Origin of the sequence: Alloalcanivorax venustensis ISO4 (assembly GCF_015356855.1) — a bacterium.
GTDB lineage: Bacteria > Pseudomonadota > Gammaproteobacteria > Pseudomonadales > Alcanivoracaceae > Alloalcanivorax > Alloalcanivorax venustensis.
Genome location: NZ_ARXR01000002.1, coordinates 15,860 through 40,044, shown reverse-complemented (window position 1 = coordinate 40,044; position 24,185 = coordinate 15,860). Strand labels below are relative to the sequence as shown.

General features: G+C 66.0%; 22 protein-coding genes. 7 read left to right on the top strand and 15 right to left on the bottom strand.

Annotated features, from left to right (window positions below):
* Nucleotides 1-119 precede the first annotated feature (119 nt).
* The 4 genes from pnp to ISO4_RS01410 all read left to right on the top strand — a co-directional run bounded on the left by pnp (nucleotide 120) and on the right by ISO4_RS01410 (nucleotide 5,365).
* On the top strand, nucleotides 120-2,213 hold the full coding sequence (gene pnp / locus ISO4_RS01425) for a polyribonucleotide nucleotidyltransferase (protein ID WP_142948313.1): 2,094 nt from the start codon (nucleotides 120-122) through the stop codon (nucleotides 2,211-2,213).
* Nucleotides 2,214-2,374: 161 nt separating this feature from the next.
* Nucleotides 2,375-2,821: a MarR family winged helix-turn-helix transcriptional regulator gene (locus ISO4_RS01420; RefSeq protein WP_142948314.1), complete on the top strand. Its 447-nt coding sequence runs from the start codon at nucleotides 2,375-2,377 to the stop codon at nucleotides 2,819-2,821.
* The gene (locus ISO4_RS01415; protein WP_323745316.1) at nucleotides 2,818-3,900 is read left to right on the top strand and encodes an HlyD family secretion protein; all 1,083 of its coding nucleotides are present in this window, start codon (nucleotides 2,818-2,820) and stop codon (nucleotides 3,898-3,900) included. Before ISO4_RS01420 ends, ISO4_RS01415 begins: the two co-directional genes overlap by 4 nt.
* On the top strand, nucleotides 3,887-5,365 hold the full coding sequence (locus ISO4_RS01410; RefSeq protein WP_194854902.1) for a DHA2 family efflux MFS transporter permease subunit: 1,479 nt from the start codon (nucleotides 3,887-3,889) through the stop codon (nucleotides 5,363-5,365). The genes ISO4_RS01415 and ISO4_RS01410 overlap by 14 nt, the downstream gene beginning before the upstream one ends.
* Nucleotides 5,366-5,427: 62 nt before the next feature.
* Here ISO4_RS01410 and acs read toward each other — a convergent pair whose 3' ends face one another.
* The 12 genes from acs to dksA form a co-directional block, all read right to left on the bottom strand.
* Nucleotides 5,428-7,374, bottom strand: a complete 1,947-nt coding sequence (gene acs / locus ISO4_RS01405; protein WP_194854901.1) for an acetate--CoA ligase — start codon at nucleotides 7,372-7,374, stop codon at nucleotides 5,428-5,430.
* A 298-nt stretch (nucleotides 7,375-7,672) separates the two neighbouring features.
* Nucleotides 7,673-8,053, bottom strand: a complete 381-nt coding sequence (gene panD, locus ISO4_RS01400) for an aspartate 1-decarboxylase (protein ID WP_067612187.1) — start codon at nucleotides 8,051-8,053, stop codon at nucleotides 7,673-7,675.
* Between the two features lie 142 nt (nucleotides 8,054-8,195).
* Nucleotides 8,196-9,056: a pantoate--beta-alanine ligase gene (gene panC, locus ISO4_RS01395; protein WP_194854900.1), complete on the bottom strand. Its 861-nt coding sequence runs from the start codon at nucleotides 9,054-9,056 to the stop codon at nucleotides 8,196-8,198.
* A gap of 5 nt (nucleotides 9,057-9,061) precedes the next feature.
* A complete protein-coding gene (panB, locus tag ISO4_RS01390; RefSeq protein WP_194854899.1) occupies nucleotides 9,062-9,850 on the bottom strand; it encodes a 3-methyl-2-oxobutanoate hydroxymethyltransferase in 789 nt (262 codons plus the stop codon).
* Between the two features lie 26 nt (nucleotides 9,851-9,876).
* Nucleotides 9,877-10,554, bottom strand: a complete 678-nt coding sequence (locus tag ISO4_RS01385) for a deoxynucleoside kinase (protein ID WP_370212317.1) — start codon at nucleotides 10,552-10,554, stop codon at nucleotides 9,877-9,879.
* Nucleotides 10,535-11,044 (bottom strand): 2-amino-4-hydroxy-6-hydroxymethyldihydropteridine diphosphokinase, encoded by a 510-nt coding sequence (folK, locus tag ISO4_RS01380; RefSeq protein WP_194854898.1) that lies wholly within the window; start codon nucleotides 11,042-11,044, stop codon nucleotides 10,535-10,537. Before folK ends, ISO4_RS01385 begins: the two co-directional genes overlap by 20 nt.
* Before the next feature lie 6 nt (nucleotides 11,045-11,050).
* Nucleotides 11,051-12,514, bottom strand: coding sequence for a polynucleotide adenylyltransferase PcnB (pcnB, locus tag ISO4_RS01375; protein ID WP_142948320.1), 1,464 nt, complete (start codon nucleotides 12,512-12,514; stop codon nucleotides 11,051-11,053).
* Nucleotides 12,515-13,101: 587 nt separating this feature from the next.
* On the bottom strand, nucleotides 13,102-14,427 hold the full coding sequence (locus tag ISO4_RS01370) for a sigma-54-dependent transcriptional regulator (RefSeq protein ID WP_194854897.1): 1,326 nt from the start codon (nucleotides 14,425-14,427) through the stop codon (nucleotides 13,102-13,104).
* Between the two features lie 15 nt (nucleotides 14,428-14,442).
* The gene (locus tag ISO4_RS01365) at nucleotides 14,443-17,388 is read right to left on the bottom strand and encodes a sensor histidine kinase (RefSeq protein WP_323745320.1); all 2,946 of its coding nucleotides are present in this window, start codon (nucleotides 17,386-17,388) and stop codon (nucleotides 14,443-14,445) included.
* A complete protein-coding gene (locus tag ISO4_RS01360) occupies nucleotides 17,378-17,554 on the bottom strand; it encodes a hypothetical protein (RefSeq protein WP_185956885.1) in 177 nt (58 codons plus the stop codon). The genes ISO4_RS01365 and ISO4_RS01360 overlap by 11 nt, the downstream gene beginning before the upstream one ends.
* 9 nt (nucleotides 17,555-17,563) lie before the next feature.
* Nucleotides 17,564-18,442, bottom strand: coding sequence for a tRNA glutamyl-Q(34) synthetase GluQRS (gluQRS, locus tag ISO4_RS01355; protein WP_194854895.1), 879 nt, complete (start codon nucleotides 18,440-18,442; stop codon nucleotides 17,564-17,566).
* Nucleotides 18,439-18,801, bottom strand: a complete 363-nt coding sequence (dksA, locus tag ISO4_RS01350; protein ID WP_228547840.1) for an RNA polymerase-binding protein DksA — start codon at nucleotides 18,799-18,801, stop codon at nucleotides 18,439-18,441. Before dksA ends, gluQRS begins: the two co-directional genes overlap by 4 nt.
* A gap of 136 nt (nucleotides 18,802-18,937) precedes the next feature.
* Between dksA and ISO4_RS01345 the strand changes: the two genes are divergently transcribed.
* From ISO4_RS01345 to sfsA, 3 genes are all read left to right on the top strand, one after another.
* Nucleotides 18,938-19,714, top strand: coding sequence for a hypothetical protein (locus tag ISO4_RS01345; protein WP_194855015.1), 777 nt, complete (start codon nucleotides 18,938-18,940; stop codon nucleotides 19,712-19,714).
* Nucleotides 19,715-19,947: 233 nt separating this feature from the next.
* Complete coding sequence (locus tag ISO4_RS01340; RefSeq protein WP_194855009.1) at nucleotides 19,948-21,066, top strand: aminotransferase class I/II-fold pyridoxal phosphate-dependent enzyme; 1,119 nt, start codon at nucleotides 19,948-19,950, stop codon at nucleotides 21,064-21,066.
* Entirely contained in the window at nucleotides 21,063-21,788 is a 726-nt protein-coding gene (gene sfsA / locus ISO4_RS01335; RefSeq protein ID WP_194854894.1) for a DNA/RNA nuclease SfsA, read from the top strand. Before ISO4_RS01340 ends, sfsA begins: the two co-directional genes overlap by 4 nt.
* Nucleotides 21,789-21,793: 5 nt before the next feature.
* Here the strand turns inward: sfsA and ISO4_RS01330 are convergent, their stop codons facing one another.
* Genes ISO4_RS01330 through ISO4_RS01320 form a run of 3 tightly spaced genes read right to left on the bottom strand, consistent with a single transcriptional unit; the run spans nucleotide 21,794 to nucleotide 24,144 of the window.
* Complete coding sequence (locus ISO4_RS01330; RefSeq protein ID WP_194854893.1) at nucleotides 21,794-22,780, bottom strand: serine/threonine protein kinase; 987 nt, start codon at nucleotides 22,778-22,780, stop codon at nucleotides 21,794-21,796.
* 13 nt (nucleotides 22,781-22,793) lie between these two features.
* Nucleotides 22,794-23,126 (bottom strand): Rieske (2Fe-2S) protein, encoded by a 333-nt coding sequence (locus ISO4_RS01325; RefSeq protein ID WP_194854892.1) that lies wholly within the window; start codon nucleotides 23,124-23,126, stop codon nucleotides 22,794-22,796.
* A 13-nt stretch (nucleotides 23,127-23,139) separates the two neighbouring features.
* Entirely contained in the window at nucleotides 23,140-24,144 is a 1,005-nt protein-coding gene (locus tag ISO4_RS01320) for an adenosine kinase (protein ID WP_194854891.1), read from the bottom strand.
* Nucleotides 24,145-24,185: the final 41 nt, after the last annotated feature.

Below are 24,185 nucleotides of genomic sequence, written 5' to 3'. Positions count from 1 at the left end.
TTGAAACGGAAGCTCGGCCCGGTGCCGGGCTTCTGTTGTTTTGGGGGCAGGGTTATGATGCCCCGGCACGCGATGAAAAAGCGAAGAGACGAAAGACGAGACGAGAGACGAGAAGCGATATGTTCAATATAGTGCGTAAAGAGATTCAATACGGCGGCGACACCGTTATCCTGGAAACCGGGCAGATCGCCCGCCAGGCCACCGCCGCCGTGATGGTCACCATCGGTGACACCCAGGTGCTGGTCACCGTGGTCGGCAAAAAAGAAGCCGATCCCAACAAGCCGTTCTTCCCGCTCACCGTGAACTACCAGGAAAAGACCTACGCCACCGGCCGCATTCCCGGCGGCTTCTTCAAGCGTGAAGGTCGTCCCAGCGAGAAAGAAACTCTGACCTGCCGTCTGATCGACCGGCCGATTCGCCCGCTGTTTCCCAAGGGCTTCATGAACGAAGTCCAGATCGTGGCCACGGTCATGTCCTCGGACAAGAACCAGGATCCGGATATCGCCGCCATGATCGGCACCTCCGCCGCCCTGGCGATCTCGGGCATTCCGTTCAGCGGCCCCATCGGCGCCGCGCGCGTGGGCTTCAAGGACGGCCTGTACCTGCTCAACCCGACCTATTCCGAGCTGGAAGAGTCCGCCCTCAACCTGGTGGTCGCCGGTACCGAAGCCGCCGTGCTGATGGTGGAATCCGAAGCCCAGGAGCTCAGCGAAGACCAGATGCTGGGCGCGGTGCTGTTCGGCCACCAGGAAATGCAGGGCCTGATCCAGGCGATCAACGAGTTCGCCTCCGAAGTGGGCACCCCCGCCTGGGAGTGGCAGCCGGCTGAAGAGAACACCGAGCTGAAGAACGCCATCAAGGGCAAGTACGAAGCCGCTCTGGCGGACGCCTACACCATCACCGACAAGATGGCCCGCCAGCAGAAAGTCGGCGAGCTGCGCGACGCCTGTGTGGCCGAGTTCGCCACCGAAGAGGAAGGCGCGCCGGAAGCCGGTGAAGTGAAGGACCTGTTCGGCAAGGTGGAAAAGAACGTGGTGCGCGAGGCGGTGGTCTCCGGCAAGCCGCGTATCGACGGCCGTGCCCTGAACGCGGTGCGCCCGATCGAATGCAAGGTGGGCATGCTCAAGAAAACCCACGGCTCCGCGCTGTTCACCCGCGGCGAAACCCAGGCGATCGTCACCGCCACCCTGGGTGGCATGCGCGATGCCCAGTTCATCGACGCCCTGGAAGGCTCCCGCCAGGACCACTTCATGCTGCAGTACAACTTCCCCCCGTACTGCGTCGGTGAAACCGGCATGATCGGCAGCCCCAAGCGCCGCGAAATCGGCCACGGCCGTCTCGCCCGCCGTGGCGTCGAAGCGGTGGTGCCCGATGAGAAGCAGTTCCCGTACTCAATCCGCGTGGTGTCCGAAATCACCGAATCCAACGGCTCCTCCTCCATGGCGTCGGTGTGCGGCACCTCCATGGCGCTGATGGACGCCGGCGTACCGCTGACCGCCCCGGTGGCCGGCATCGCCATGGGTCTGGTCAAGGAAGAAGACGGCCGCTTCGCGGTACTGTCCGACATCCTCGGTGACGAGGATCACCTCGGCGATATGGACTTCAAGGTGGCCGGTACCGCGCGCGGCGTGACCGCCCTGCAGATGGACATCAAGATCGAGGGCATCACCGAGGAGATCATGGAGAAGGCGCTGGAGCAGGCCCAGGAAGGCCGGCTGCACATTCTCGGCGAGATGGCCAAGGCGATTTCCGAGTCCCGCTCCCAGGTGTCCGACAACGCGCCCACCCTGCTCACCCTGAAGATCAACCCGGAGAAAATCCGCGACGTGATCGGCAAGGGCGGCGCCACCATCCGCGGCCTCACCGACGAAACCGGGTGCACCATCGACCTGGAAGACGACGGCAGCGTGAAGATCTACGGCGAAACCCGTGAGGCGGCCCTGGAAGCCAAGCGTCGCGTGGAAGAGCTCACCGCCGAGGCGGAGATCGACAAGATCTACGAAGGCAAGGTCATGCGCGTGGTGGACTTCGGTGCCTTCGTGCAGATCATGCCCGGCACCGAAGGCCTGCTGCACATCTCCCAGATCGCCGAAGAGCGCGTGGAGAAGGTGTCCGACTACGTCAACGAGGGCGACATCATCAAGGTGAAAGTCCTCGACGTGGACCAGCGTGGCCGCATCAAGCTGTCCATGAAGGAAGCCAAGGAAAGCTGATTTTCCCTGGCTCCGTCAGTACTAAAAAGACCCGCTTAGGCGGGTTTTTTTATGCTCCGTCGAAAAAGACAACCAGGTTGCCATAGTTGGATCAATATCATAAGCTTGCTTACGATAAGTGCGCTTACTAAAGCGCGGATAGGCAGCCGGGAGACCTCGCGATGACCAAAGACACCATGGTCGGGCTCAACGTCCATGACGTGGCGCGTATGATCCGCCGCGACTTCGACCGGCGCGCCCGCGAACAGGGACTGACCCGCGCCCGCTGGCAGGTGCTCTGGCATCTCGCCCGCCACGAGGGCGTGCACCAGGCGGCGCTGGCCGAGATCCTCGATGTGGCGCCGATTTCGCTGACGCGGCAACTGGAACGGCTGGAGCAGGAAGGCCTGGTGGAGCGTCGGGGGGACCCTTCCGACCGGCGCCGGCGTCGGCTTTATCTCACCGAAGCCGCCACGCCGGCGTTGGAGCGGCTACGCCAACTGGCGGCGCTAACCCGCGAGCGGGCCTTCGACGGGCTGACCAGCGAGCAAATCGATACGTTCAGAGAGGTGCTGGAGGCGATGCGCGCCAACCTCTGTGATCGACCGGACCAGGGGGACGCACAGTGACCACAACGCAACGCAACCGGCGGCTGGGGATGGGGCTGGGCCTGTTGATCGCCCTGGCCGTGGTGCTATGGCTGGTATTCGGCGGCCACCGCTACGTGACCACCGAAAACGCCTACATCAAGATCGACATGATCTCGCTGACCGCCGACGTCAGCGGCCCTCTGGTGGCGGTCAACGTGGAGCGCAACCAGCCGGTCCGGCGCGGCCAGGTGCTCGCCGAGGTCGACCCCCAGCCTTACCGCATTGCCCTGGCGGAGGCGCGCGCCGATCAGCGCGCGGTGCGTAACCGCATTCTTTCCGAGCGTGCCGACTATGCCCGGCTGCAGGCCCAGCGGGCCCAGGCGCGCCGTGACCTGAGCTACTACCAGCGGGAATTGCAGCGCTTCCAGGGGCTCGACAAGGTGGCGGTATCGCAATCCCAGTTGGAGGCGGCGCGGCAGAAGCGCGACAAGGCCCGGGCGGACGCGGAGGTCATTGACCAGCAACTCGCCAGCCTGCGTGCCAAACTCGGCGGCGGGCCCGATGTGGCGGTGGAGGAGCATCCGGACTATCAGGCGGCGACCGCCAAGCTGGACCAGGCCGAATACGACCTGGCCCACACCCGCATCGTGGCCCCCGCCGACGGTATTCTCGGCGGTGCTACGCCGATGGTCGGTGAGCGCGTCAACGCGGGCGTGCCGGTGCTCACCCTGGCCCGCGACCGCTCCGCCTGGGTGGAAGCCAACCTGAAGGAAACCCAGCTCACCAACGTGCGTGAGGGGCAGACCGTGGAGGTGGTGGTGGATACCTATCCGGGGGTCACCTGGCGGGCCCGGGTGCGTAGCCTGAGCCCGGCCACCGGCTCCGAGTACGCGCTGATCCCGCCGCAGAACGCCAGCGGCAACTGGGTCAAGGTGGTGCAGCGGGTGCCGGTGCGGCTGCAGTTGCTGGATGTCGACGGCAAGCCGCCGCTGCGCTCGGGCATGAGCGCGGAAATCACCATTGATACGCAGGCGTCGCCGCTCGCCGACAAACCGGTGGCCGGCACGCCGGTGGCCGGCACACCGGTGGCCGCCAGCGGCGACCATGGCACGCCTTAACGACCAGCGCCTGGTCACCGTCAGCATCATGCTGGCCACGGTGATGCAGGTGCTCGACACCACCATCGCCAATGTGGCCCTGCCGCACATGCAGGGCAGCCTGTCCGCCAGTACCGACCAGATCACCTGGGTGCTGACCTCCTACATCGTGGCCGCCGCCATCATGACGCCGACGGTGGGGTTCATGGCCAGCCGCCTGGGGCGGCGCCGGCTGTTCCTCTGGTCGGTGGCCGGGTTCACTGTGGCGTCCGGGCTGTGCGGGTTGTCCGCCTCGCTGGATCAGATGGTCATGTTCCGCATCCTGCAGGGGGTGTTCGGCGCCGCGCTGGTGCCGCTGTCCCAATCGGTGCTGCTGGACGCTTACCCGGTGGAAAAACACGGCCAGGCCATGGCGATCTGGGGCATGGGCGTGATGGTGGGGCCGATCCTGGGGCCCACGCTGGGCGGCTGGCTCACCGAGTGGTACAGCTGGCGCTGGGTCTTCTACATCAACCTGCCGTTCGGCTTGCTGGCGTTCGCCGGCATCTGGCTGAGCGTCAGTGAAACCGAAACCCGCAAGGTGCGCTTCGACGTCATGGGGTTCGCCTACCTGGGCCTGGCCATCGGTGCCTTCCAGCTGATGCTGGATCGCGGCGAACAGGTGCAGTGGTTCGAAAGCTTTGAGATTCAGCTGGAAGCCGTTCTGGCTCTGCTCGGCTTGTATCTGTTCGTGGTCCATTCGCTGACCCGCAAGGACCCCTTTATCGATCCGGCGCTGTTCAAGGACCGTAATTTCGTCACCGGGCTGGTATTCATCTTCGTAGTGGGGATCATTCTGCTGGCGACCATGGCGTTGCTGCCGCCCTTCCTGCAGCAGTGGAAGGACTATCCGGCGGTGACCACTGGCCTGGTGCTGGCGCCGCGCGGGCTCGGCTCCATGTTCTCGATGATGCTGGTGGGGCGCCTGATGCGTACCCGGCTGGACCCGCGGGTGCTGGTGATCACCGGGCTGCTGTTCATCACCTTCTCGTTGCACGAGATGGCCGGTTTCACGCTGGAGGTCAGCCGCAATACGCTGATCTGGACCGGGGTGCTGCAGGGTCTGGGGCTGGGGCTGGTGTTCGTGCCGGCCAGCGCGCTCACCTACGCCACGCTCAACCCGTCACTGCGCACCGAGGGCGCCTCGCTGTTTTCGTTGTCGCGCAATCTGGGCTCCAGCGTCGGCATCTCGATCATGACCGCCATGTTGTCGCGCAATCTGTGGATCAACCAGCAGCAGCTCGGTGAGCACCTGCAGCTGGGCCCCTGGCTGAGCCAGGGGCTGCCGATGAAGGAGATGGTGGGGAGCGTGCCGGCGGCGGTCTACCAGACGCTGTTGAGCCAGGCGGCGGAAATCAGCTACATGAACGATTTCCGCCTGCTGATGTGGATCAACATGGCCGCCATCCCGCTGGTGTTCCTGCTGCGCCACCAGCGGCGGGTATAGCGGGGTCAGGTCTTGCCTTTTGCCCCGTCGGGGCAAAAGACAAGACCTGACCCCTGAGCGGCTTAGCTGTCGCCGTTGTTCTTGCGGGTCTTGATCAGCTCGTCGACCACGCCCGGGTCCGCCAGGGTGGAGGTGTCGCCCAGGCTGTCCAGCTCGTCGGCGGCGATCTTGCGCAGAATGCGCCGCATGATCTTGCCGGAGCGGGTCTTGGGCAGGCCGGGGGCGAAGTGAATCAGGTCCGGCTTGGCGATCGGGCCGATCTCCTGGGTGACCAGATCGCGCAGCTCCTTGATCAGCTCATCGCTGCCCTCGGCGCCGCGCATCAGCGACACATAGGCGTAGATGCCCTGGCCCTTGACGTCGTGCTGGTAACCCACCACGGCGGCCTCGGAGATGCTCTTGTGCAGCACCAGCGCCGACTCGATCTCGGCGGTGCCCAGCCGGTGGCCGGAGACGTTAAGCACGTCGTCCACCCGGCCGGTGATCCACCAGTAGCCGTCCTCGTCGCGGCGCGCGCCGTCGCCGGTGAAGTAATAGCCGGGGTAGGCGCTGAAGTAGGTGTCGATCATGCGCTGGTGGTCGCCGTACACGGTGCGGATCTGGCTCGGCCAGCTGGCCTTGATCACCAGGTTGCCGGAGGTGGCGCCTTCCAGTTCCTTGCCGTCCGGGTCCATCAGGCCGGGCTGCACGCCGAACATGGGCAGGGTGGCGGAGCCGGGCTTCAGGTCCACCGCGCCGGGCAGCGGCGCGATCATGATGGCGCCGGTCTCGGTCTGCCACCAGGTGTCGACGATCGGGCAGCGTTCCTCGCCCACCACCTTGTGGTACCACTGCCAGGCTTCCGGGTTGATCGGCTCGCCCACGGTGCCCAGCAGTTTCAGGCTGGAGCGGTCGGTTTTGGTCACCGGCTCGTCGCCCTGGCCCATCAGGGCACGGATGGCGGTGGGCGCGGTGTAGTAGATGTTGACCTTGTGCTTGTCCACCACCTGCCAGTGACGGGAGGCGTCCGGGTAGGTGGGCACGCCCTCGAACATCAGGGTGGTGGCGCCGTTGGCCAGCGGTCCGTAGACGATGTAGCTGTGGCCGGTGATCCAGCCCACGTCGGCGGTGCACCAGTAGATGTCGCCGTCCTGATAGTCGAACACGTACTTGTGGGTCAGGGCGCTCTGCAGCAGGTAGCCGGCGGTGGTGTGCACCACGCCCTTGGGCTTGCCGGTGGAGCCGGAGGTGTACAGGGTGAACAGCGGGTCCTCGCTGTCGACCCATTCCGGTTCGCAGTTCGCGTCCGCCTTGGCGAGCGCGTCGTGGTACCAGATATCGCGCTGGTCGTCCCAGTCAATATCGCCGCCGGTGCGTTCCACCACCAGGCAGGTGTGGACTGAATCGCAGCCGCTCAGGGCCTTGTCGGCGTTGGCTTTCAGTGCCACCACCTTGCCGCCGCGCACGCCTTCGTCGGCGGTGATCAGCGCGCAGGCGCCGGCGTTCTGGATGCGGTCCTTGAGGGCCTCCGGCGAGAAGCCGCCGAACACCACCGAGTGGATCGCGCCGATGCGGGCGCAGGCGAGCATGGCGTAGGCCGCTTCCGGGATCATCGGCATGTAGATCACCACCCGGTCGCCTTTTTTCACGCCGCGGTCCTTCAGGGCGTTGGCGAAGCGCGACACCTGCTCGAACAGTTCCTGGTAGGTGATGTGCTTTTCCTGGTCGGGCTCGTCGCCCTCCCAGATGATCGCGGTCTGCTGGGCGCGCTCGGGCAGGTGGCGGTCGACGCAGTTATAGCAGGCGTTGAGCTTGCCGCCCTGGAACCAGGCCGCGCGGCCTTCCTTGAAGTCCCAGTCGCTGACCGTGTCCCAGCGGGTCTGCCAGTCGAGCAGTTGGTCCGCGCGCTCGGCCCAGAACGTATCGGGATCGTCGATGGATTGCTGATACCAGCGATCATAGGTTTGCCGATCCATCAGTGTCTGGCGTTTAAACGCCTCCGGAACCGGGTAGGTCTTTTGCTCGGACATGTCAGCCTCCTTCGTACTGCCCGCTGATGTTTATTGTCTGGCCGCCCCGCCCTGAAGCCACGGGGGTAATACGGCGCCGTATTATCGTGCCAACGGCGATACGCCTGGAATTAAACTATTGTCTAAAGACCGGCTTATCAAATGCCATTGAGGACAGTGTACCGCTAGCGGCGGTGGGAAAGGGACGTCTACTACCAAAGGCGAAGAGATGCGCACGCGGGGAGGCGGTAGCATCGGGGGACTGGATACAAAAACGCCGGCTCGAGGCCGGCGTTCAGGGCGAGGTGGTACAGGCGGCTCAGGCCACCTGCACCGGGATAGCGTTGCTGGTCCCTTTAACCTCGTTGCCTTCGTCCATGTAAATCAGACGGGGCTTATAATTGATCAGCTCGGAGCTGGAATAGTTGGCGTAGGCGCAGATGATCACGCGGTGCCCGGGCTGCGCCTTGTGGGCGGCGGCGCCGTTCACGGAAATCATCTTCGAACCCTCTTCGCCGCGGATCGCGTAGGTTTCGAAGCGCTCGCCATTGTCCAGGTTGTAAATCTGGATCTGCTCGTATTCAAGGATGCCGGCCATGTCCATAAGACGGCCGTCGATGGCGCAGGAGCCTTCGTACTCAAGTTCCGCATGGGTGACGCGGGCCTGGTGCAACTTGGCTTTCAGCATGGTGCACTGCATGTTGGTACCTCTCTAAACAACCCTTGCACGGGCACTGAATAACGGCCGCTGACAGGGGGGCGGCAGTATGCATGAATCACCGGTCACATACAATAAACCGGTGGGGGGCACCCCGTGCCCTGAGCCGACGCTGAGAGCGGCATTATAGGGCAGTCTCAGCCAATTTCACGGTCACATTGTCGATCAATCTGGGACGCCCCAGGCGCGCCGCCGCCGCGACCACCAAAGAGCGGTCGCCGGGGCCGGCGGGGACCAGGCTGTCGGCGTTGGCCACGGTCACGTAATCGACATCAAAGCCGTGCCCGGCGAGCGACGCCGCCAGGCGCTGTTCCAGGGCCCGGTAGTCGCGCTCGCCCGCCTCGATGGCGCGTCGCGCCTCCTGCAGGTGCTGCTGGAGCAGCGGTGCTCTGGTGCGCTCCTCGGCGGTGAGGAAGCCGTTCCGGGAGCTGCGCGCCAGGCCGTCCGGCTCCCGGTCGGTGGCGGCGCCGATCACGCGCACCGGCATCAGCAATTCCGCCACCATGCGGCGGATCACCGCCAGTTGCTGGAAATCCTTCTCTCCGAACACCGCCAGATCAGGCTGAACAATATTGAATAATTTGCTTACCACCGTGGTCACGCCCCGGAAATGACCGGGCCGGTCGGCGCCGCACAGATAATCGCCCAGGGCGTCCACGTCCACCCAGGTCTGGTTGGTCCCCAGCGGGTAGATTTCCTCCACCGGCGGGGCGAACGCCATGGCCACCCCGGCGTCGCGCAGCTGGGCGCAGTCCGCGTCCAGGGTGCGCGGGTAGGCGTCGAAGTCCTCATTGGGGCCGAACTGAGTGGGGTTGACGAAAATCGACACCACCACCTCATCGCTGTGGCGCCGGGCCTCGCGCACCAGGCTCAGGTGGCCCTCGTGCAGGTTGCCCATGGTGGGCACGAAGCCCACCCGTTTTCCGGCCTGGCGCCACTGGCGCACGCGCTCGCGCACCTCGGCGACGGTATGCAGCAATTCCATGGTGGTCAGAAGCAGTGCTGTTCGGCGGGGAACTGGCCGTCCTTGACGGCCCGGTCGTAGGCGCGGAACGCCGCGGCCACATCGCCGCCGGCCTCCGCCATGAAGTCCTTCACGAAGCGCGCCGGGCTGGCATTGAGACCGAGCATGTCGTGCATCACCAGCACCTGGCCGTCGCACTCCGGGGCGGCGCCGATGCCGGTCACCGGGATGTTCACGGCGGCGGTGATCTCCGCGCTCAGGGCGCGCGGCACGCACTCCAGCAGCAGCATGGCGGCGCCGGCCTTTTCCAGGGCGACGGCGGCCTCCAGCAGCTCGCGGGCGCCCTGCTCGTCCTTGCCCTGGACCCGGTAGCCGCCGAAGGCGTTGACCGCCTGCGGGGTCAGGCCCAGATGCACGCAGGCCGGGACGCCGTTGCGCTTGAGCACGGTGACCGCTTCGGCCAGCCAGGCGCCGCCTTCCAGCTTGACCATGTTGGCGCCGGCCTGCATCAGCGCGCCGCTGGCCTCGAGAATGCGCTCCAGCGTGGCGGCGCCCAGGAAGGGCACATCGGCCAGCACCAGGCTGCCCTGGTTGCCGCGGGCCACGCACCGGGTGTGGTAGACCATGTCGTCCAGGGTCACCGGCACGGTGCTGTCACGGCCCTGGATCACGTTGCCCAGGGAGTCGCCGATCAGGACGGCGTCCACGCCCGCTTCGCTGACCAGACGCGCGAAGGTGGCGTCGTAGGCGGTGAGCATGGAGAACTTCTCGCCGTCCTGCTTGCGTTTGTTGAGAGTGCGGATGGTAACGGGCATGGGTGTCTTCCCCCGGGAAACTGCGTTTAGACCAGCGGCCGGGGGTTAAAATAGTGGCGCCCGGTGCGGATGTCCAGCAACTCGGCCACCAGTTGCTGGTAGTCCGCGTCACCGCTGGCCAGATCGATTTCCGCCGCGTTGACGATCAGCAGCGGGGCCCGGTCGTAGAAGTGGAAGAAGCGGGTATAGGCGTCGTTGAGGCGGTCCAGGTAGTCCGGGTCGATGCGTTGCTCGAAGGCGTGGCCCCGTTTCAGCACCCGCTGGCGCAGAACCGGCGTGGGTGCCTGCAGGTAGATCACCAGGTCCGGCGCCGGCGCGTCGATCAGCATGTGCTGGTAGACGTTGTCGTAGAGGGCGAACTCGTCCTCGTCGAGATTGACCTCGGCGAACAGGCGGTTCTTGTCGACCAGGAAGTCCGCCACCCGCGGGCCGGAAAACAGGTCCTGCTGGCGCAGCCCGCGCAGCTGGTCGGCGCGCTGAAACAGGAAAAACAGCTCCGTCTGCAGGGCGAAGCGAGCCGGGTCCTGATAGAAACGGGTCAGAAACGGGTTGTCGTCGGCACGCTCGAACAGGGTGTCGAAGCCGAAGGTGTCCGCCAGACGCTGCGCCAGGGTGGTTTTGCCGGCGCCGATGGGGCCTTCCACGGCGATGAAACGGGGCAGTTCGCCGCTGTCGCGCAGACGGTTAATGCGTTCGGTCAGCAAAGTGATTCTCCTCCAGGCAGTGCAGGCGCTGCAGTGGCTGGGCGGCGACCGCAGGCCAATAGTCGGCCACCGGGGTGCCGTCCGGCAAGCGGCAATCGGGCAGCAGATCCAGCAGCGGGCCGATTACGAACGCGCGGCGCGTGAGCTCGGGGTGGGGGACGGTGAGGCGGGGCAGGTCGAGGGTCCGGTCGCCCCACAGCACGATGTCCAGATCCAGGGTGCGCTCGCCCCAATGCCGGTGCCGCTCGCGGCCGGCGGCGTTTTCCAGCTGCTGCAAGGCGTCCAGCAGGGCCAGCGGGGTCAGCGTGGTTTCCAGGGCCGCCACCGCGTTGATGAAGTCGGGCTGGTCCTGGGGCCCCACCGGGGCGCTGGCGTAGAGGTCGGAATGGCCCACCAGCCGGGTGTCAGGCAAGGCGGCCAGCGCCTCCAGGGTCCGGCACAGTCGCCGGCGGGGATCCGCCAGATTGCCGCCCAGCCCGATCACCACCATGCGTGTTCAGCCCTGGCTGTTGGCGGGTTTGCGCCGGCGCCGGCGGCGCTTGCCACCGCCGCTGGCGCCCTGGTTGGGGCCGAGCGCCTGCACCATCGCTTCCCGCTGGTCCTCGTCGGCGTCCTGGTAGCGTGTCCACCAGTCACCCAGGCCGGCGGGCAGTTCACCGGCCTGCTCGCGCAGCAGCAGGAAATCGTAGGCGGCCCGGAAACGGGGGTGCTGCACCAGTGCCTCGGCGCGGCGGCCGCCACGGCGCGGCAGCCGGTCCTGCAGGTCCCACATTTCCCGCATCACGGTGGAGAAGCGGCGCGGAATGGCGGTGTGCTGAACTTGCTGGTTCAGGGCCCAGCCGGCGGCCTTGTGCAGGGCCGGGGCCGGCGGCATGCCGTCGGCGCGCAGCTTTTCCAGGCGCGCCACGGTCACCGGCCACAACAGTACGGCGAAGATGAACGCCGGCGTCACCGGTTTATCCTGCGCCAGCCGCCGGTCGGTGTTGTCCATGGCGGCCAGGATCAGCTTCTCCCAGACCTTGCCCTGGGGGCCCTTCAGGCTGCGGTCGGTTTCCGGGAACAGGAAATGGAACAGGCCCAGGTCCTGCAGTTGCTGCATGGAGGCGCGGGCGTGGCCGCTGAGGAACAGTTTCAGCACCTCGTCGAACAGCCGCGCCGGCGGCACCTGCAGCAGCAGCTCGGCCAGTTCGGGAATCTTGCGGCTTGCCTTCTGGTCCAGCCGGAAGCCCAGCTTGGCGGCGAAGCGGGCGGCGCGCAGCATGCGCACCGGGTCTTCCCGGTAGCGCTGTTCGGGATCGCCGATCAGGCTGATCTCGCCGCGCTCGATGGCGCGCCGGCTGCCGACGAAGTCGTACAGCGCGAAGTCGGCGATATTGTAGTAGAGCGCATTGATGGTGAAGTCGCGGCGCAGGGCGTCTTCCTCGATGCTGCCCCAGGTGTTGTCGCGCAGCACCAGCCCGGTCTCTTCGTGGGCGGAGTGCTGGTCGCGGTCGAGTTCCTGGTCGTCCCGTTGAAAGGCGCGGAACGTGGAGACTTCGATCACTTCGCGGCCGAAACGCACATGCACGATCTGGAAGCGGCGGCCGATGATACGGCTGCGCTTGAACAGGCGCTGGACCTGCTCCGGCGTGGCGTCGGTGACCACGTCGAAGTCCTTGGGCTCGCGGCCGCACAGCAGGTCGCGCAGGCAGCCGCCCACCAGAAAGGCTTGAAATCCCTGCTCGTGCAACCCATACAGCACATTCAGCGCCGCTCTGGAGATCTGCTTGCGGGAGATCGGATGCTGGTCCCGGGGTATGATCCGCGCCTCGGGCAGGGCAGTGCCGCCGCTGGAACCTTTGCTCGCCACGGCGGTCAATGTTCTCAGAGGGCGGCCAAGCAGGCGCAGCGGGTAGGTAACGATGCCGGCGAGCCGGGCCAGGGCCCAGGTAAGAATTGCGTCGGCCCAGACCACGGGCATGACAAGCCAGGTAAGGGCGCTTTTAAGCCTCGGTGAAAGGTTACGTGCCATTGAGCAAAAAACGTCCTGACGGAATGAAAGGCGGCATGGTAGCACTTTTTGCCACGGGCTGGTTATTCGATCTGGAGAAAGGGCGGGCGGTCCGCCGGGCGTGAGCGATATGGCGGGCCTGGAAAGTAAAAAGGGACCACAACCTCGGTTGTGATCCCCTATGCGCTGATTCTGTTGTTGTTATTGTTTGTGTTTTTTTCTGCCTTGCGCCATAACCAATTTTTGTTACGGCATCTTGTTTTGGCTCCAAGTTTATTCTTCTTCTTTTCTTGTTCTTATTATGAGCCTTAACGCCGTTGTTGTTTTCCTTATGTGGCGTGGGATTCATAGTGCATGGATGGTTTTTCCATTGCAACAAGTTGTTAAACCCTTTCAAATCAAGCACTTATAAAAAAATGAAGAAATGTGAACAGTTATAAGCTCCGGCGCGGTAGCACACCTGTTACCGCCCTGTGTAGTAAGGTAACACTTCTGGGGTAACACCCCTCCCGGCCCCGTTCCGCACTGATTGAAACCGCAAAGGCAAGCACTGAAATTCACCGGCGGGTGCTCTTGCGGCGTGGAATGCCCAGGCGTTGCCGGCGTTCCCACAGGCTTTTCCGGCTGATCCCCAGCTTCTGGGCCAGCTCGGTCTCGGTCATGCTGTCCTGGTTTTCCAACACGAAACGGGTGAAATAGTCCTCCAGGGACAGATCCTCGGAGGGGTCCAGGCTGGCCCGGCTGACCCGCTGCGGGGTGCGGTTGGGGTTGAGGCCCAGTTGCGCGGGGCCGATGCCGTCCTCTTCGGTGAGAATCACCGCCCGCTCGATCACGTTTTCCAGCTCTCGCACGTTGCCCGGCCAGCTGTAGGCGCGCATGGCGGCGAGCGCGGCGTCGGTGAAGTACAGCACCCCACGGCTGAGCTTTTCGCAGCTGCGCGTCAGCAGGGTGGCGGCCAGTTGCTCAATATCGTCCTCGCGCTCGCGCAGGGGCGGCAGCTCCAGCTCCATCACGTTGAGGCGGTAATACAGGTCCTCGCGGAAGCGACCGTCGGTGACCCGGGCCGGCAAATCCATCTGGCTGCTGGCGATCACGCGCACGTCCACCCGGCGCGGCGACAGCGAGCCCTGGCGGTGGATCTCCCCTTGTTCCAGCAGGGTCAGCAGGCGGCTTTGCGCCTCGTTGGACAGCTCGCCCACTTCGTCAAGAAAGAAGGTGCCGCCGTCGGCGTTCTCGATGCGGCCGGGTTGGCTGTCGCTGCCGAACAGTTCCTCCAGTTGCAGGGTCTTGGGCAGAGCGGCGCAGTGCACCGTTACCAGCGGCGCGGCGGCGCGCTCGCTGTGTTCGTGCAGGGCGCGCGCGGTGAGCTCCTTGCCGGTGCCGGCCTCGCCGAGAATCAGCACCGGGGTGTCGGTGGGGCCGACGCGGCTGATGCGGTGCTTGAGATCGCGCATCGGCTCGCAGTCACCGATCATGGAGCGAACCGGGTAAGTGCGCTCCATGTCCTGGCGCAGCGCCTGGTTGCCCCGGTTGATGCGGCCTTCCTTGAGCACCCGCTGCACCGACATCAGCATTTCATCGTGGTCGAACGGCTTGGGGATGTAATCCACGGCGCCTTCGCGCATGGCGTCCACCGCCGAGCGCAGACTGGCGTAGCTGGTCATGATCAGCACCGGCACCGGGGCCGCCAGCTCGATCAGCGCGGTGCCGGGCTCGCCGGGCAGGCGCAGGTCGCTGATGATCAGGTCGCACTGGGTGAGGCCGTTCTCGCGGGCCTGTTCCACGGATTCCGCCTCAGCCACGGAGTGATCGTGCCGTTCCAGTAGTTTGCGCAGGGCGCCGCGAATCACCGGCTCGTCTTCAACGATCAGGATATGGCTCATGGTGCCGTTCCTTTTTTAATGCGTGCTCAAGTCGCCGGCGCTGAAGCGCGGCAGCTCGATGATAAAGCGGGTTCCACGGTCGCCGTCGATGGGGCTTTCCACCCATACCGTGCCGTGGTGGTCCTCGATAATACTGTAAACCAGCGCCAGACCCAGCCCCGTGCCTCTGCCGGGCGGTTTGCTGGTAACAAACGGCTCGAACAGGGCGGCACGCAATTCCTCGGGAATGCCGTGGCCGCGATCCTCCACCTGGATGCGTACCTTGTCGCCGTGCTCTTCACTGAGCACGCGGATCGCGTCGTCCGGGTCGCTGGCGTCCGCCGCGTTGCCGAGCAGGTTGACGAACACCTGCAGCAGGCGCTGGGGGTCGCCGATCACTTCCAGATCCGGCGCGCAGTGGTTCTCAAAGCGCTGTGCCCGATGGTCCGGGTCGAGCAGTAGCAGCGCAATGGCCTCGGCGGCGGTGGCGGCCACGTTCACCGGACCCTGGATGGTATCGCGCAGGCCGCCGGAGTGGCTGAACGTGACCAGGGATTCGACGATACGGGTGATGCGGCGGGTCTGCTCCATGATCTGGCTGGCGCTGAGAGTCTGCTCCTCGCGGTCGCATTCGCCGTCCAGGTTCTGTGCCAGACAGGCGATGGCGGTCACCGGGTTGCCGATCTCGTGGGCCACGCCCGCCGCCAGCCGGCCGATGGACGCCAGGCGCTCGTTGTGGGCCAGGTGGGATTCCATCTGCCGCAGTTCGGTGATGTCCTCCAGCACCAGCACCAGGCCGCCGGCCTGCTCGCTGGGGCCCGGGCTCTGGATCAGCGATTTGTGCAGGCTGATCCAGCGGGACTGGCCGTCCACCTCCAGATGGCGCTGCGGCTCGTGCATGGCTTCGCCGCGCCCGAACTCCGAGAGCAGGTCGCCCCAGGGCGCCGGCAGATGCGCCAGCCGCGAGCCGATGGTGTGCTCGGCGTCGATGCCGGTGAGGTCCTCCACCGCCCGGTTCCAGCCGATGATCTCGCCGTCGCCGCCCAGGGAAATCACGCCCATGGGCAGCTCCAGCAGGGTCTGGCGGTGGAAGCGGCGCAGGCTGTCCAGCTCCGCGGCCAGTCCGGAGAGGCGGTCGCGGTACTGCTCCAGGCGCGATTCGATGAACTGGATGTCCTCGCTGGATTCGCCGTCCTGGGGCTTGTAGGGCAGGTTGTCGTCCATCAGTTGATGGGCCACGGACGGCCCCAGCAGGCCGGAGAGGTTGGTCTCCAGCTGGTCACGCAGACGCCGCAGCGCGTAGGGCCGTGTTTCGTTGGCATTCAGTTGCAGGTCGCCGAGGGCCATGTCCACTTCCCGGGCGGCGGTGCCGGGCCCCAGCGGCCCGCTCAGCGCGGTGACGAACTCGTCCACGGTCTGCGCGCTGAGATCCCAGCGGTAGGGGCGGCGCAGGCTGTCCACCGCGCAGGCTTCGGCGGCGGTGCGCTCCGACCGGGACATGGGCGTGACGATGGAGATGATCGCGTACACCACGCCGTTGAGGGCCACCGACACGATCGCCACCTGGTTCCAGTGGTCGGCGCCTTCGGCCCGGCGCAGGCCGAACATTTCCACCAGGTGCTGGGCGTGCCAGTCCGGGTACACCATGGGCAGCAGCAGCGCCGCCAGCCACACCGCGAAGCCGGCGCACAGCCCCGCGTACAGGCCGTTGCGGTTGCCGGACGGCCAGAACAGGGTGCCGATCAGGCCGGGCACGAATTGCAGCGCGGCCACGAACGACAACACACCCAGTTCCACCGCCGAATGATTGGGCCCGGCCAGGCGGTAGAACACATAGGCCAGGGCGAGAATCGCGGCGATCAGCACGCGCCGGGTCCAGAGCAGATTCCGGTACAGGTCCTGGGCGGAATTGAGCGGGCTGGCGGGCAGGATCAGATGGTTCAGGCACATGCCCGACAACGACAGGATGGCGACGATCAGCATGCCGCTGGCGCCGGCCAGCCCGGCCAGATACCCCAGCACGGCGCCGCCGCCACCATTGGCCAGGCCCACGCCGAGCGTGAAGTAGTCCGGCGAGGTGGTGGCGTTGCTGGCCAGCGCCGCCCACAGAATGATCGGCACGCACAGCGCCATCACCAGAAACAGGAGCGGCAGCCCCCAGCTCGCCGACACCAGGGCGCGCGGGTTAAGGTTTTCCGTGAACGCCATGTGGAACATGTGCGGCATCACCACGGCGGACACGAAAAACGCCATGATCAGGCTGTGCCAGGTGTTGTCCTGCAGCGGCGCGTAGAGACGCGAGAGCATCTCCGGGTGCTGATCCAGCCACACGCCCAGGCCGCTGGGCCCGTCGAACACGCCGAACAGGCCGATCAGCGCCACCGCCGCGAACGCCGCCACCTTGATCAGGGACTCGGTGGCGATAGCCACCACCAGGCCTTCGTGGCGTTCGCGGGCGGTGGCATGGCGGGCGCCGAACAGAATCGCGAACAGTGTGATCAGCAGGCAGAACCAGAACGCCACCCAGGCCGGGTCCGGCTCGCCGGTGAGAATCTGGATCGACTCGGCCACCGCTTTAATCTGCATCGACAGCAGCGGCAGCATGCCGACCACCATCATCACGGTGGTCAGTGCGCCGGCCAGGCGGCTGCGGTAGCGGAACGCGAACAGATCGGCCAGGGAGCTGAGCTGATAGGTGGTGGTGAGCCGCAGTATCGGCGCCAGTAGTATCGGCGCCAGCAGGAACACACCGGAGATACCCAGGAAGTAGGCGAGAAAGTTGTAGCCGTAGTCGTGGGCGTAGCCCACCGAGCCGTAGATCGCCCAGGCACTGGCGTAGACGCCCAGGGAAAACACATAGACCGCCGGATGGCGTACCAGACGCGCCGGGATCCACCCCTTCTCGGTGATCCACGCCACCAGGAACAGAAACAGCAGGTAGGCGCCGGCGATCAGAATCAGATCGCTGACACTATAGGCCATCGACATCCCGACTCCTGGCGATCCAGTAGCTCAATGCGATCAGCCCCAGCCAGACCAGATAGGGGCGGTACCAGGCGCGGCCGCCTTCGCTCCACCAGTCGATCAGGGACGGTGACAACAGATAGGTGCCGAGAATGAAAATGATCAGCAGCCGGTCGGTGTACATGGTCGCTTCCTAAATCGAGGGCGGCGGCAGCCGGCGCCCGCCGGGCTGATGGGCCGGCGTCCAGTTCGCGCGGGCCCAGGCCAGTTGCTCCGCCACGCCGGCGTCGCGCAGTGTCGACGGCGGTGTCAGCCCGACATAGCCGAGAGCGGTGAACAGGAAGCCGCCGGGCCGTTCACTGTCGAGGGCGGCGGCGCCGGCGGACTTGCTCATCTTGCCTCCGGCCGGATCCATCACCACCGGCAGATGAGCGTAGCATGGCGCGGCCTTGCCCAGGCACTCCAGCACCCACTGCTGGCGCAGGGTGGAAGACAGCAGGTCGCTGCCGCGGACCACGTCGGTGATCGCCATTTCCGCGTCGTCCAGCGCGCACGCCAGCTGGTAGCCGAACAGCCCGTCGCGGCGACGTATCACGAAGGCGCCGCCCTCCAGGGCCAGATCGGCGTGCACCCGGCCCTGCAGCCGGTCGTCAAGCCACCGCGGCGTGTCGGGCACCGCCAGACGCACCGCGCGGTCCGGCCCCGGCGGCTGGGCCACGGCGGGGCCGGGGTGAATGTGATCCAGGGCTTTCAGTTGTTTGCGCGACAGGGTGCAGTAAAACGCCTTGCCCCCCGCCAGCAGGGTGTCCACCGCCCGCTGATAGCGATCGCTGCGCCGGCTTTGATAGACAGGCTCGCCGTCCCAGTGCAGTTGAAAGGCGTCCAGTTGCCGCAGGATGGTGTCCACTGCCCCCGGTTGCTGGCGGGGTGGATCCAGATCGTCGATGCGCAGCAGCCACTGGCCGCCGTGGTAACGGGCGTCCAGCCAGCCGGCCAGCGCCGTTACCAGCGAGCCGAAATGCAGCGGCCCCGATGGCGTGGGGGCGAAGCGCCCCCGGTACGGCCGGTTCACCCGGCCAGCTGTTTTTCCTTGATTTCCGCCAGTTCCTTGCAGTCGATGCAGAGCTCGGCGGTGGGGCGGGCTTCCAGGCGGCGGATGCCGATTTCGATGCCGCAGGCATCACAGAAGCCGTAATCGTCCTTGTCGATCTGGTCGAGCGCTTTTTCGATCTTCTTGAGAAGCTTGCGCTCGCGGTCGCGGGTGCGCAGCTCCAGAGCGAATTCTTCTTCCTGGGTGGCCCGGTCGGCCGGGTCCGGCAGGTTGGCCACTTCGTCCTGGAGGTGGTGCATGGTGCGGTCGGCTTCCTCCATCAGTTCCTGGCGCCAGGCCAGCAGAATCTGACGGAAATGGGCGCGCTGTGCTTCGTTCATGTACTCCTCGCCTTGGTTGGGCGTGTAAGGCGTAAAACCATGAATGAGCGTTTCCGCCTTGGTGGCGGAGGATGCGGATTTCTTCACCTTGGATGTCACCTGATTGGAAGATGGAGAACGGGACGGCGGCCTGTCCATGCTGCCGGTAGCCCTCCTGGCGGTCCCCGGGGAACGCGTGCGGCTCGGTTGGGCGGAGGCCGGACGATTGGGGTTCGTGGCCGGCGCGGCGCTAGTCTTCCGAGCGGTGCTTTTCTTCGCCGCCGCCTTTTTTGCGACGGGTTTGGCGGCTTTGCCGGCGGCGGTTTTTGCCGGCGCCTTTTGGGCCGCGCTCTGTTTGGCCGGTGCTTTCGGCGTTGTCGCGGATTTAGCGGTCGCGGCTTTCTTCACGGCGGCTTTCTTCGCCGTGGGCTTTTTCGCGGCGGTCTTCTTCACTGCGGCCTTCTTCACTGCGGCCTTTTTGGCCGCCGGTTTGCTCGCCGGCTTTTTGCTGGCGGCTTTCTTGGCCGGAGCGGTTGCGGCTTTTTTCACCGTGGTCTTCTTCGCCGCCGGTTTCTTTACCGCGGCTTTTTTCGCGGTCGCCTTTTTGGCGGCCGCTTGGGTAGCGGTGGTTTTCCTGGTGGGGGCGGCCGTGGCGCGTTTCGGGGTGGTCTTGGCGGCGGCTTTTTTAGCCGGGGCCTTCTTTACGGCCGCTTTCTTGGCGACCGCTTTTTTAGCCGTCGTCGTTTTCGTGGTGGCTTTTTTGGAAGCCGCGCTGCCCGCCTTGCTGGCCGTTTTCTTCTTGCTCTTGCTACCGGTGGCCATTTTGATCAACTCCCTTAACATAGTCACGACTCGCTACCTAAGAGCCCAGATCCCTGCAGGCGACAGCCGCCCTTGCACAGGGCCGCCCAATCCAGGACAGATAATAGTGTAACCTTCGACCTTACCGCTTTATTGCAAGCCTTGTCACTATTCAGCACAGTCGCGGTTTTTCCGGCGAGATTCGCTGTTGGCGCGGCTTGCGAAGCGGGGGCGTTCCCTTGCCCGCGCACGCATTGCGTGGCGAAACCACGGGATTATAACGACACCCAGGCCACAGGAAAGGGGTTTTTCTTGAACCGTCCCATCTTGTCTCATCTTGCCGAACAGGCGCCGCCGTTTCATGTCATGGCGTTGCTGGAGCGGGCCCAGGCCCTGGAAGCCGCCGGCCACGACATCCTGCACCTGGAAGTGGGCGAGCCGGATTTTCCCTGCGCCGCCCCGATCATGGACGCGGCGCGGCGCGCCCTGGACCGCGGCCAGACGCGTTACACGCCCGCCGCCGGCCTGCCCGCGCTGCGCGAAGCCATTGCCCGGGACTACCGTGATCGGCTCGGCGCCTCGGTGAGCCCGGCCCAGGTGGTGGTGACGCCGGGCGCTTCGGGAGCGCTGCAATTGATTATGGGCGCCCTGTTGAACGCCGGCGACGAGGTGCTGCTGTGTGACCCGGGCTACCCCTGCAACCGCCAGTTCGTGACCCTGTTCGGCGGCGTGCCCCGCCCCCTGCCGTTGAGGCCCGAAGACGGCTTCCGGCTGACCGCCGACACCCTCGAGGCGGCCTGGACCGAGCGCACCCGGGTGGCAATGGTGGCCAGCCCGGACAACCCCACCGGCAACCGCACCGACGGTGCGGGGCTGGCGCGCCTGGCCCGCGACTGCAGAGCGCGCGGCGGCACCCTGGTGGTGGACGAGATCTATCAGGGGCTCTGTTACGGGGCGCCGGCGGATACGGTCCTGCGCCACGGCGACGAGGCGGTGGTGATCAACAGCTTCAGTAAGTACTTCGGCATGACCGGCTGGCGGCTGGGCTGGCTGGTGGCGCCGCAAGCCTGGGTGCCGGCCATCGAGCGGCTGGCGCAGAACTGGTTTCTGGCGCCGTCCACGGTGGCCCAGCACGCCGCCATGGCCGCTTTCGGCGAGGAGAGCCTGGCGATCGCCGAGCAGAGGCGCCAGCTTCTCGACCGGCGCCGCACCCTGCTGATGGAGGCCCTGCCCGGCATGGGCCTGCCGGTGGTGGGCGGCGCCGAGGGCGCCTTCTACCTGTATCTGGATGTGAGTGCGCACACCGACGACAGCTTCGCGTTCTGCCGGGACCTGCTGGAACGCACCGGGGTGGCGCTCACGCCGGGGCTGGATTTCGGCGCCCACCATCATCCCGAACGCTATCTGCGACTCGCCTATACCTGCGAGGAAAGCCGCCTGCACGAAGCCCTTGAGCGGCTGCGCGCCTATCTGGAGAGACCGTGAATTTTGATCCCCCTCTGCGCGAGGTGACGCTGCTGCGCCGCTACAAGCGCTTTCTCGCCGATGTACGTCTGCCCGACGGCAGCGAGACCACGGTGCACTGCCCCAACACCGGCTCGATGAAAAACTGCGTGCTGCCCGGCCAGGAACAGGCGGCGCTGATCTCCGACAGCGGCAACCCCAAGCGCAAATACCGCCACACCCTGGAAGCGGTGCGGGTGGCGCACGGTTACTGGGCGGGGGTGAACACTGGCCGCACCAACGCTCTGGTGGCCGAGGCGCTGAGCGCCGGCCGCATCGACGGCCTGTCCCCGGCGGACGGCGTGGAGCGCGAAGTGACGTTCGCGGAGAGCCGCTTCGATCTGGCCCTGGGCGAGCGCGCCGCGCCGCACACCTTTATCGAGGTCAAGAACGTGACCCTGGGGCCGGCCCCGGGCGAGGTGGACAGTGGCGAGATTCGTTTCCCGGACTCGGTGACCGAGCGCGGCCAGAAGCATTTGCGTACCTTGACGGCCGCCGCGCGGGAGGGGTACCGGGCGGTGCTGTTCTTCTGTGTGCAGCACGGCGGCGCCCGTTCCGCCGGGCCCGCCGACGATGTGGACCCGGTGTACGGGCAGCTGCTGCGGGAGGCGGCGGGCGCCGGGGTGGAGATCCTGGCCTGGCGCACGCGGATGAGCACCGGCGAATTCGTGCTGGATGCGCCGGTGCCGGTGGTGCTGCCCTGACGGTGTCAGGGTTCGAGCAGGCGCTGCATGGTGGCCAGCTCCTGCTCGAGATCATTGATGTGGTCTTGCCAGTAGCGCGGCGAGTCGAACCAGGGAAACGCCAGCGGGAACGCCGGGTCGTCCCAGCGCTGCGCCAGCCAGGCGCTGTGGCGCAGCATGCGCCGGGCCCGTAGCGGCTCGATCAGGCGGCGCTGCTCCCAGGGAAACGGCAGGAAGGTTTCATAGCCCTCGGACAGGGTGCGCAGTTGCTGGCTGTTCTCCTCCGCGTCGCCGGAGAGCAGCATCCACAGATCCTGCATGGCGGGGCCGCGCACGCTGTCGTCCAGATCCACGAAGTGGGGCAGGTCGTCGCGCCACAGAATATTGCCGGTGTGGCAGTCGCCGTGCACGTTGATGGCCTGCCAGGTGATCCCGTCCAGCCGCCGCTCCATGGCCTCGATCAGTGCCCCGCCCAGGTCCCGGTAGCGCCCCGAGAAGTTGGGGTCGACCACGCCCTGATTGACGTAGTCCACGGCGGCCCGGCAGTCGGCGATGATGTCGATGGCCGGGCGGGTCTGGAAGGGGCGGTCGTTGCCGGCCGCGTGCCAGCGGGCCAGGGTGCGGCCCAGCACCAGCAGGTGGTCGGCGTTGTCCAGTTCCGGGGCATGGCCGCCCTGGCGCGGGAACACCGTGAAACGGAAGCCGGCGTGGTAGAACAGGGTCTCGCCGCGGTCGTTGGCCAGGGGCGCCACCACCGGCAGTTCCTGCTCGCGCAGGAAGCGGCTGAAGGCGTGCTCCTCGAGAATTTGGGCGTCGCTCCAGCGCTGCGGCCGGTAGAACTTCACCACCACCGGCGTGGTGTCTTCCAAACCGACCTGATAGACCCGGTTTTCGAAGCTGTTGAGCCCCATCAGTCGGCCGTCGGTGACGAAGCCGGCGCTGTCCACGGCGTCGAGAATCACGTCCGGGGTGAGGGCGTCGAACGGATGGGTGGAGCCTTCCTGGTCGGTCATGACGAATGCTCGGTTAAGCGGTGGCTTCGGCGTTGCCCACCCAGATTTCCCCGTCGCGGACGTCCAGCGGTACCGCGGTGAGGCTGTCGCCGCTGCAGGGGCCGGACAGACAGGCGCCGTTTTCCGGTTCAAACAGGGCGCCGTGGTTGGCGCACACCAGAAAGCGGCCGTCGTCGTCCATGAACTGGTCGGGTATGAAGTTCAGTTCAATGCCCAGGTGCGGACACCAGTTCAGGTACGCATGGAACTGGCCGTCGAATTTGACCACGATCACCGACTGCTCGCCGACCATGAATTCCCGGGCGCTTTCCTCGCCGATGTCCTCGGTTTTGCAGACTGCTTGCATGGCTCCCCCTTTTTTATTCGCCCAGTACCTGCTTGCGCACTTCCAGATGCGCCTCGGCGGGGAGGCGCGGGCCGAATTCGGTGACCAGCCGCGAGCTGGCGGCGGCCGCCAGCCGGCCGGCGGTGGCGTGGTCATGGCCGTGGGTGAGGGCGTACAGATACGCGCCGGCGAACATGTCGCCGGCGCCGTTGGTGTCGATGGCTTTAACCGGCGTCGCGTCGACCTGGTGGACCCGCTCGCCGTCCCAGATCAGCGCGCCTTCCGCGCCGCGCGTCATCACCAGGGCGCGGCACAGCGGCTTCAGCGCCTCCAGCGCGGCCTGCGGGCTGTCGGTGTCGGTGTAGCCGAGGGCTTCCGCCTCATTGCAGAACAACAGGTCGACGCCGTCGCCCAGCATTTCCGCCAGGCCGTCGCGGAAGAACTGCACCATCGCCGGATCGGAGAACGTCAGCGAAGTGCGCACGCCGTGCTTTTCCGCCAGCTGGCGTAGACGGACGGCGGCGGCGCGGGCGCTGTCGGAGCTCACCAGATAGCCTTCCAGGTAGACGAACTCGGAGGCGGCGATGGCGTCTTCGTCCAGTTCCTGTTCGCCGACCGACTGGGAGATGCCCAGAAAGGTGTGCATGGTGCGTTCCGCGTCCGGTGTGATCATCACCAGGCATTTGCCGGACACACCGTCCTCGCGGGTGCCGGTCATGTTGGTGTCGACGCCGGCGGCCTGCAGGTCGCGCACGAAAAAGTCACCGGTGTCGTCGGCGGCCACCTTGCAGGCGTAGTAGCCTCGGCCGCCGAAGTGGCGTGCCGCCACCACCGTATTGCAGGCGGAGCCGCCGCAGGTGTGCTTGTGGGGTTCGGCTTCGCCGGCCAGCGCCGCCACCAGCTCCTGCTGGCGCGCCTCATCGACGAGCGTCATCAGGCCCTTGCTCAAATCCAGACGGGTCAGGAATTCATCGGTTACTTCCACTTCGGTATCCACCAGGGCATTGCCGAGGGCGTAAACGTGGTATTTCTTTTCCATGCGGACTCCGGGCCGGTTAACAAAAGAGGCCATTATGGTGG

Bases quoted from the DNA above. Each gene is read 5' to 3' on its own strand.
- pnp (WP_142948313.1), top strand. From the start codon at position 120: ATGTTCAATATAGTGCGTAAAGAGATTCAATACGGCGGCGACACCGTT.
- ISO4_RS01420 (WP_142948314.1), top strand. From the start codon at position 2,375: ATGACCAAAGACACCATGGTCGGGCTCAACGTCCATGACGTGGCGCGT.
- ISO4_RS01410 (WP_194854902.1), top strand. From the start codon at position 3,887: ATGGCACGCCTTAACGACCAGCGCCTGGTCACCGTCAGCATCATGCTG.
- acs (WP_194854901.1), bottom strand. From the start codon at position 7,374: ATGTCCGAGCAAAAGACCTACCCGGTTCCGGAGGCGTTTAAACGCCAG.
- panD (WP_067612187.1), bottom strand. From the start codon at position 8,053: ATGCAGTGCACCATGCTGAAAGCCAAGTTGCACCAGGCCCGCGTCACC.
- panC (WP_194854900.1), bottom strand. From the start codon at position 9,056: ATGGAATTGCTGCATACCGTCGCCGAGGTGCGCGAGCGCGTGCGCCAG.
- panB (WP_194854899.1), bottom strand. From the start codon at position 9,850: ATGCCCGTTACCATCCGCACTCTCAACAAACGCAAGCAGGACGGCGAG.
- folK (WP_194854898.1), bottom strand. From the start codon at position 11,044: ATGGTGGTGATCGGGCTGGGCGGCAATCTGGCGGATCCCCGCCGGCGA.
- pcnB (WP_142948320.1), bottom strand. From the start codon at position 12,514: ATGCCCGTGGTCTGGGCCGACGCAATTCTTACCTGGGCCCTGGCCCGG.
- ISO4_RS01370 (WP_194854897.1), bottom strand. From the start codon at position 14,427: ATGAGCCATATCCTGATCGTTGAAGACGAGCCGGTGATTCGCGGCGCC.
- ISO4_RS01365 (WP_323745320.1), bottom strand. From the start codon at position 17,388: ATGGCCTATAGTGTCAGCGATCTGATTCTGATCGCCGGCGCCTACCTG.
- ISO4_RS01360 (WP_185956885.1), bottom strand. From the start codon at position 17,554: ATGTACACCGACCGGCTGCTGATCATTTTCATTCTCGGCACCTATCTG.
- dksA (WP_228547840.1), bottom strand. From the start codon at position 18,801: ATGAACGAAGCACAGCGCGCCCATTTCCGTCAGATTCTGCTGGCCTGG.
- ISO4_RS01345 (WP_194855015.1), top strand. From the start codon at position 18,938: ATGCTGCCGGTAGCCCTCCTGGCGGTCCCCGGGGAACGCGTGCGGCTC.
- ISO4_RS01340 (WP_194855009.1), top strand. From the start codon at position 19,948: ATGGCGTTGCTGGAGCGGGCCCAGGCCCTGGAAGCCGCCGGCCACGAC.
- ISO4_RS01330 (WP_194854893.1), bottom strand. From the start codon at position 22,780: ATGACCGACCAGGAAGGCTCCACCCATCCGTTCGACGCCCTCACCCCG.
- ISO4_RS01325 (WP_194854892.1), bottom strand. From the start codon at position 23,126: ATGCAAGCAGTCTGCAAAACCGAGGACATCGGCGAGGAAAGCGCCCGG.
- ISO4_RS01320 (WP_194854891.1), bottom strand. From the start codon at position 24,144: ATGGAAAAGAAATACCACGTTTACGCCCTCGGCAATGCCCTGGTGGAT.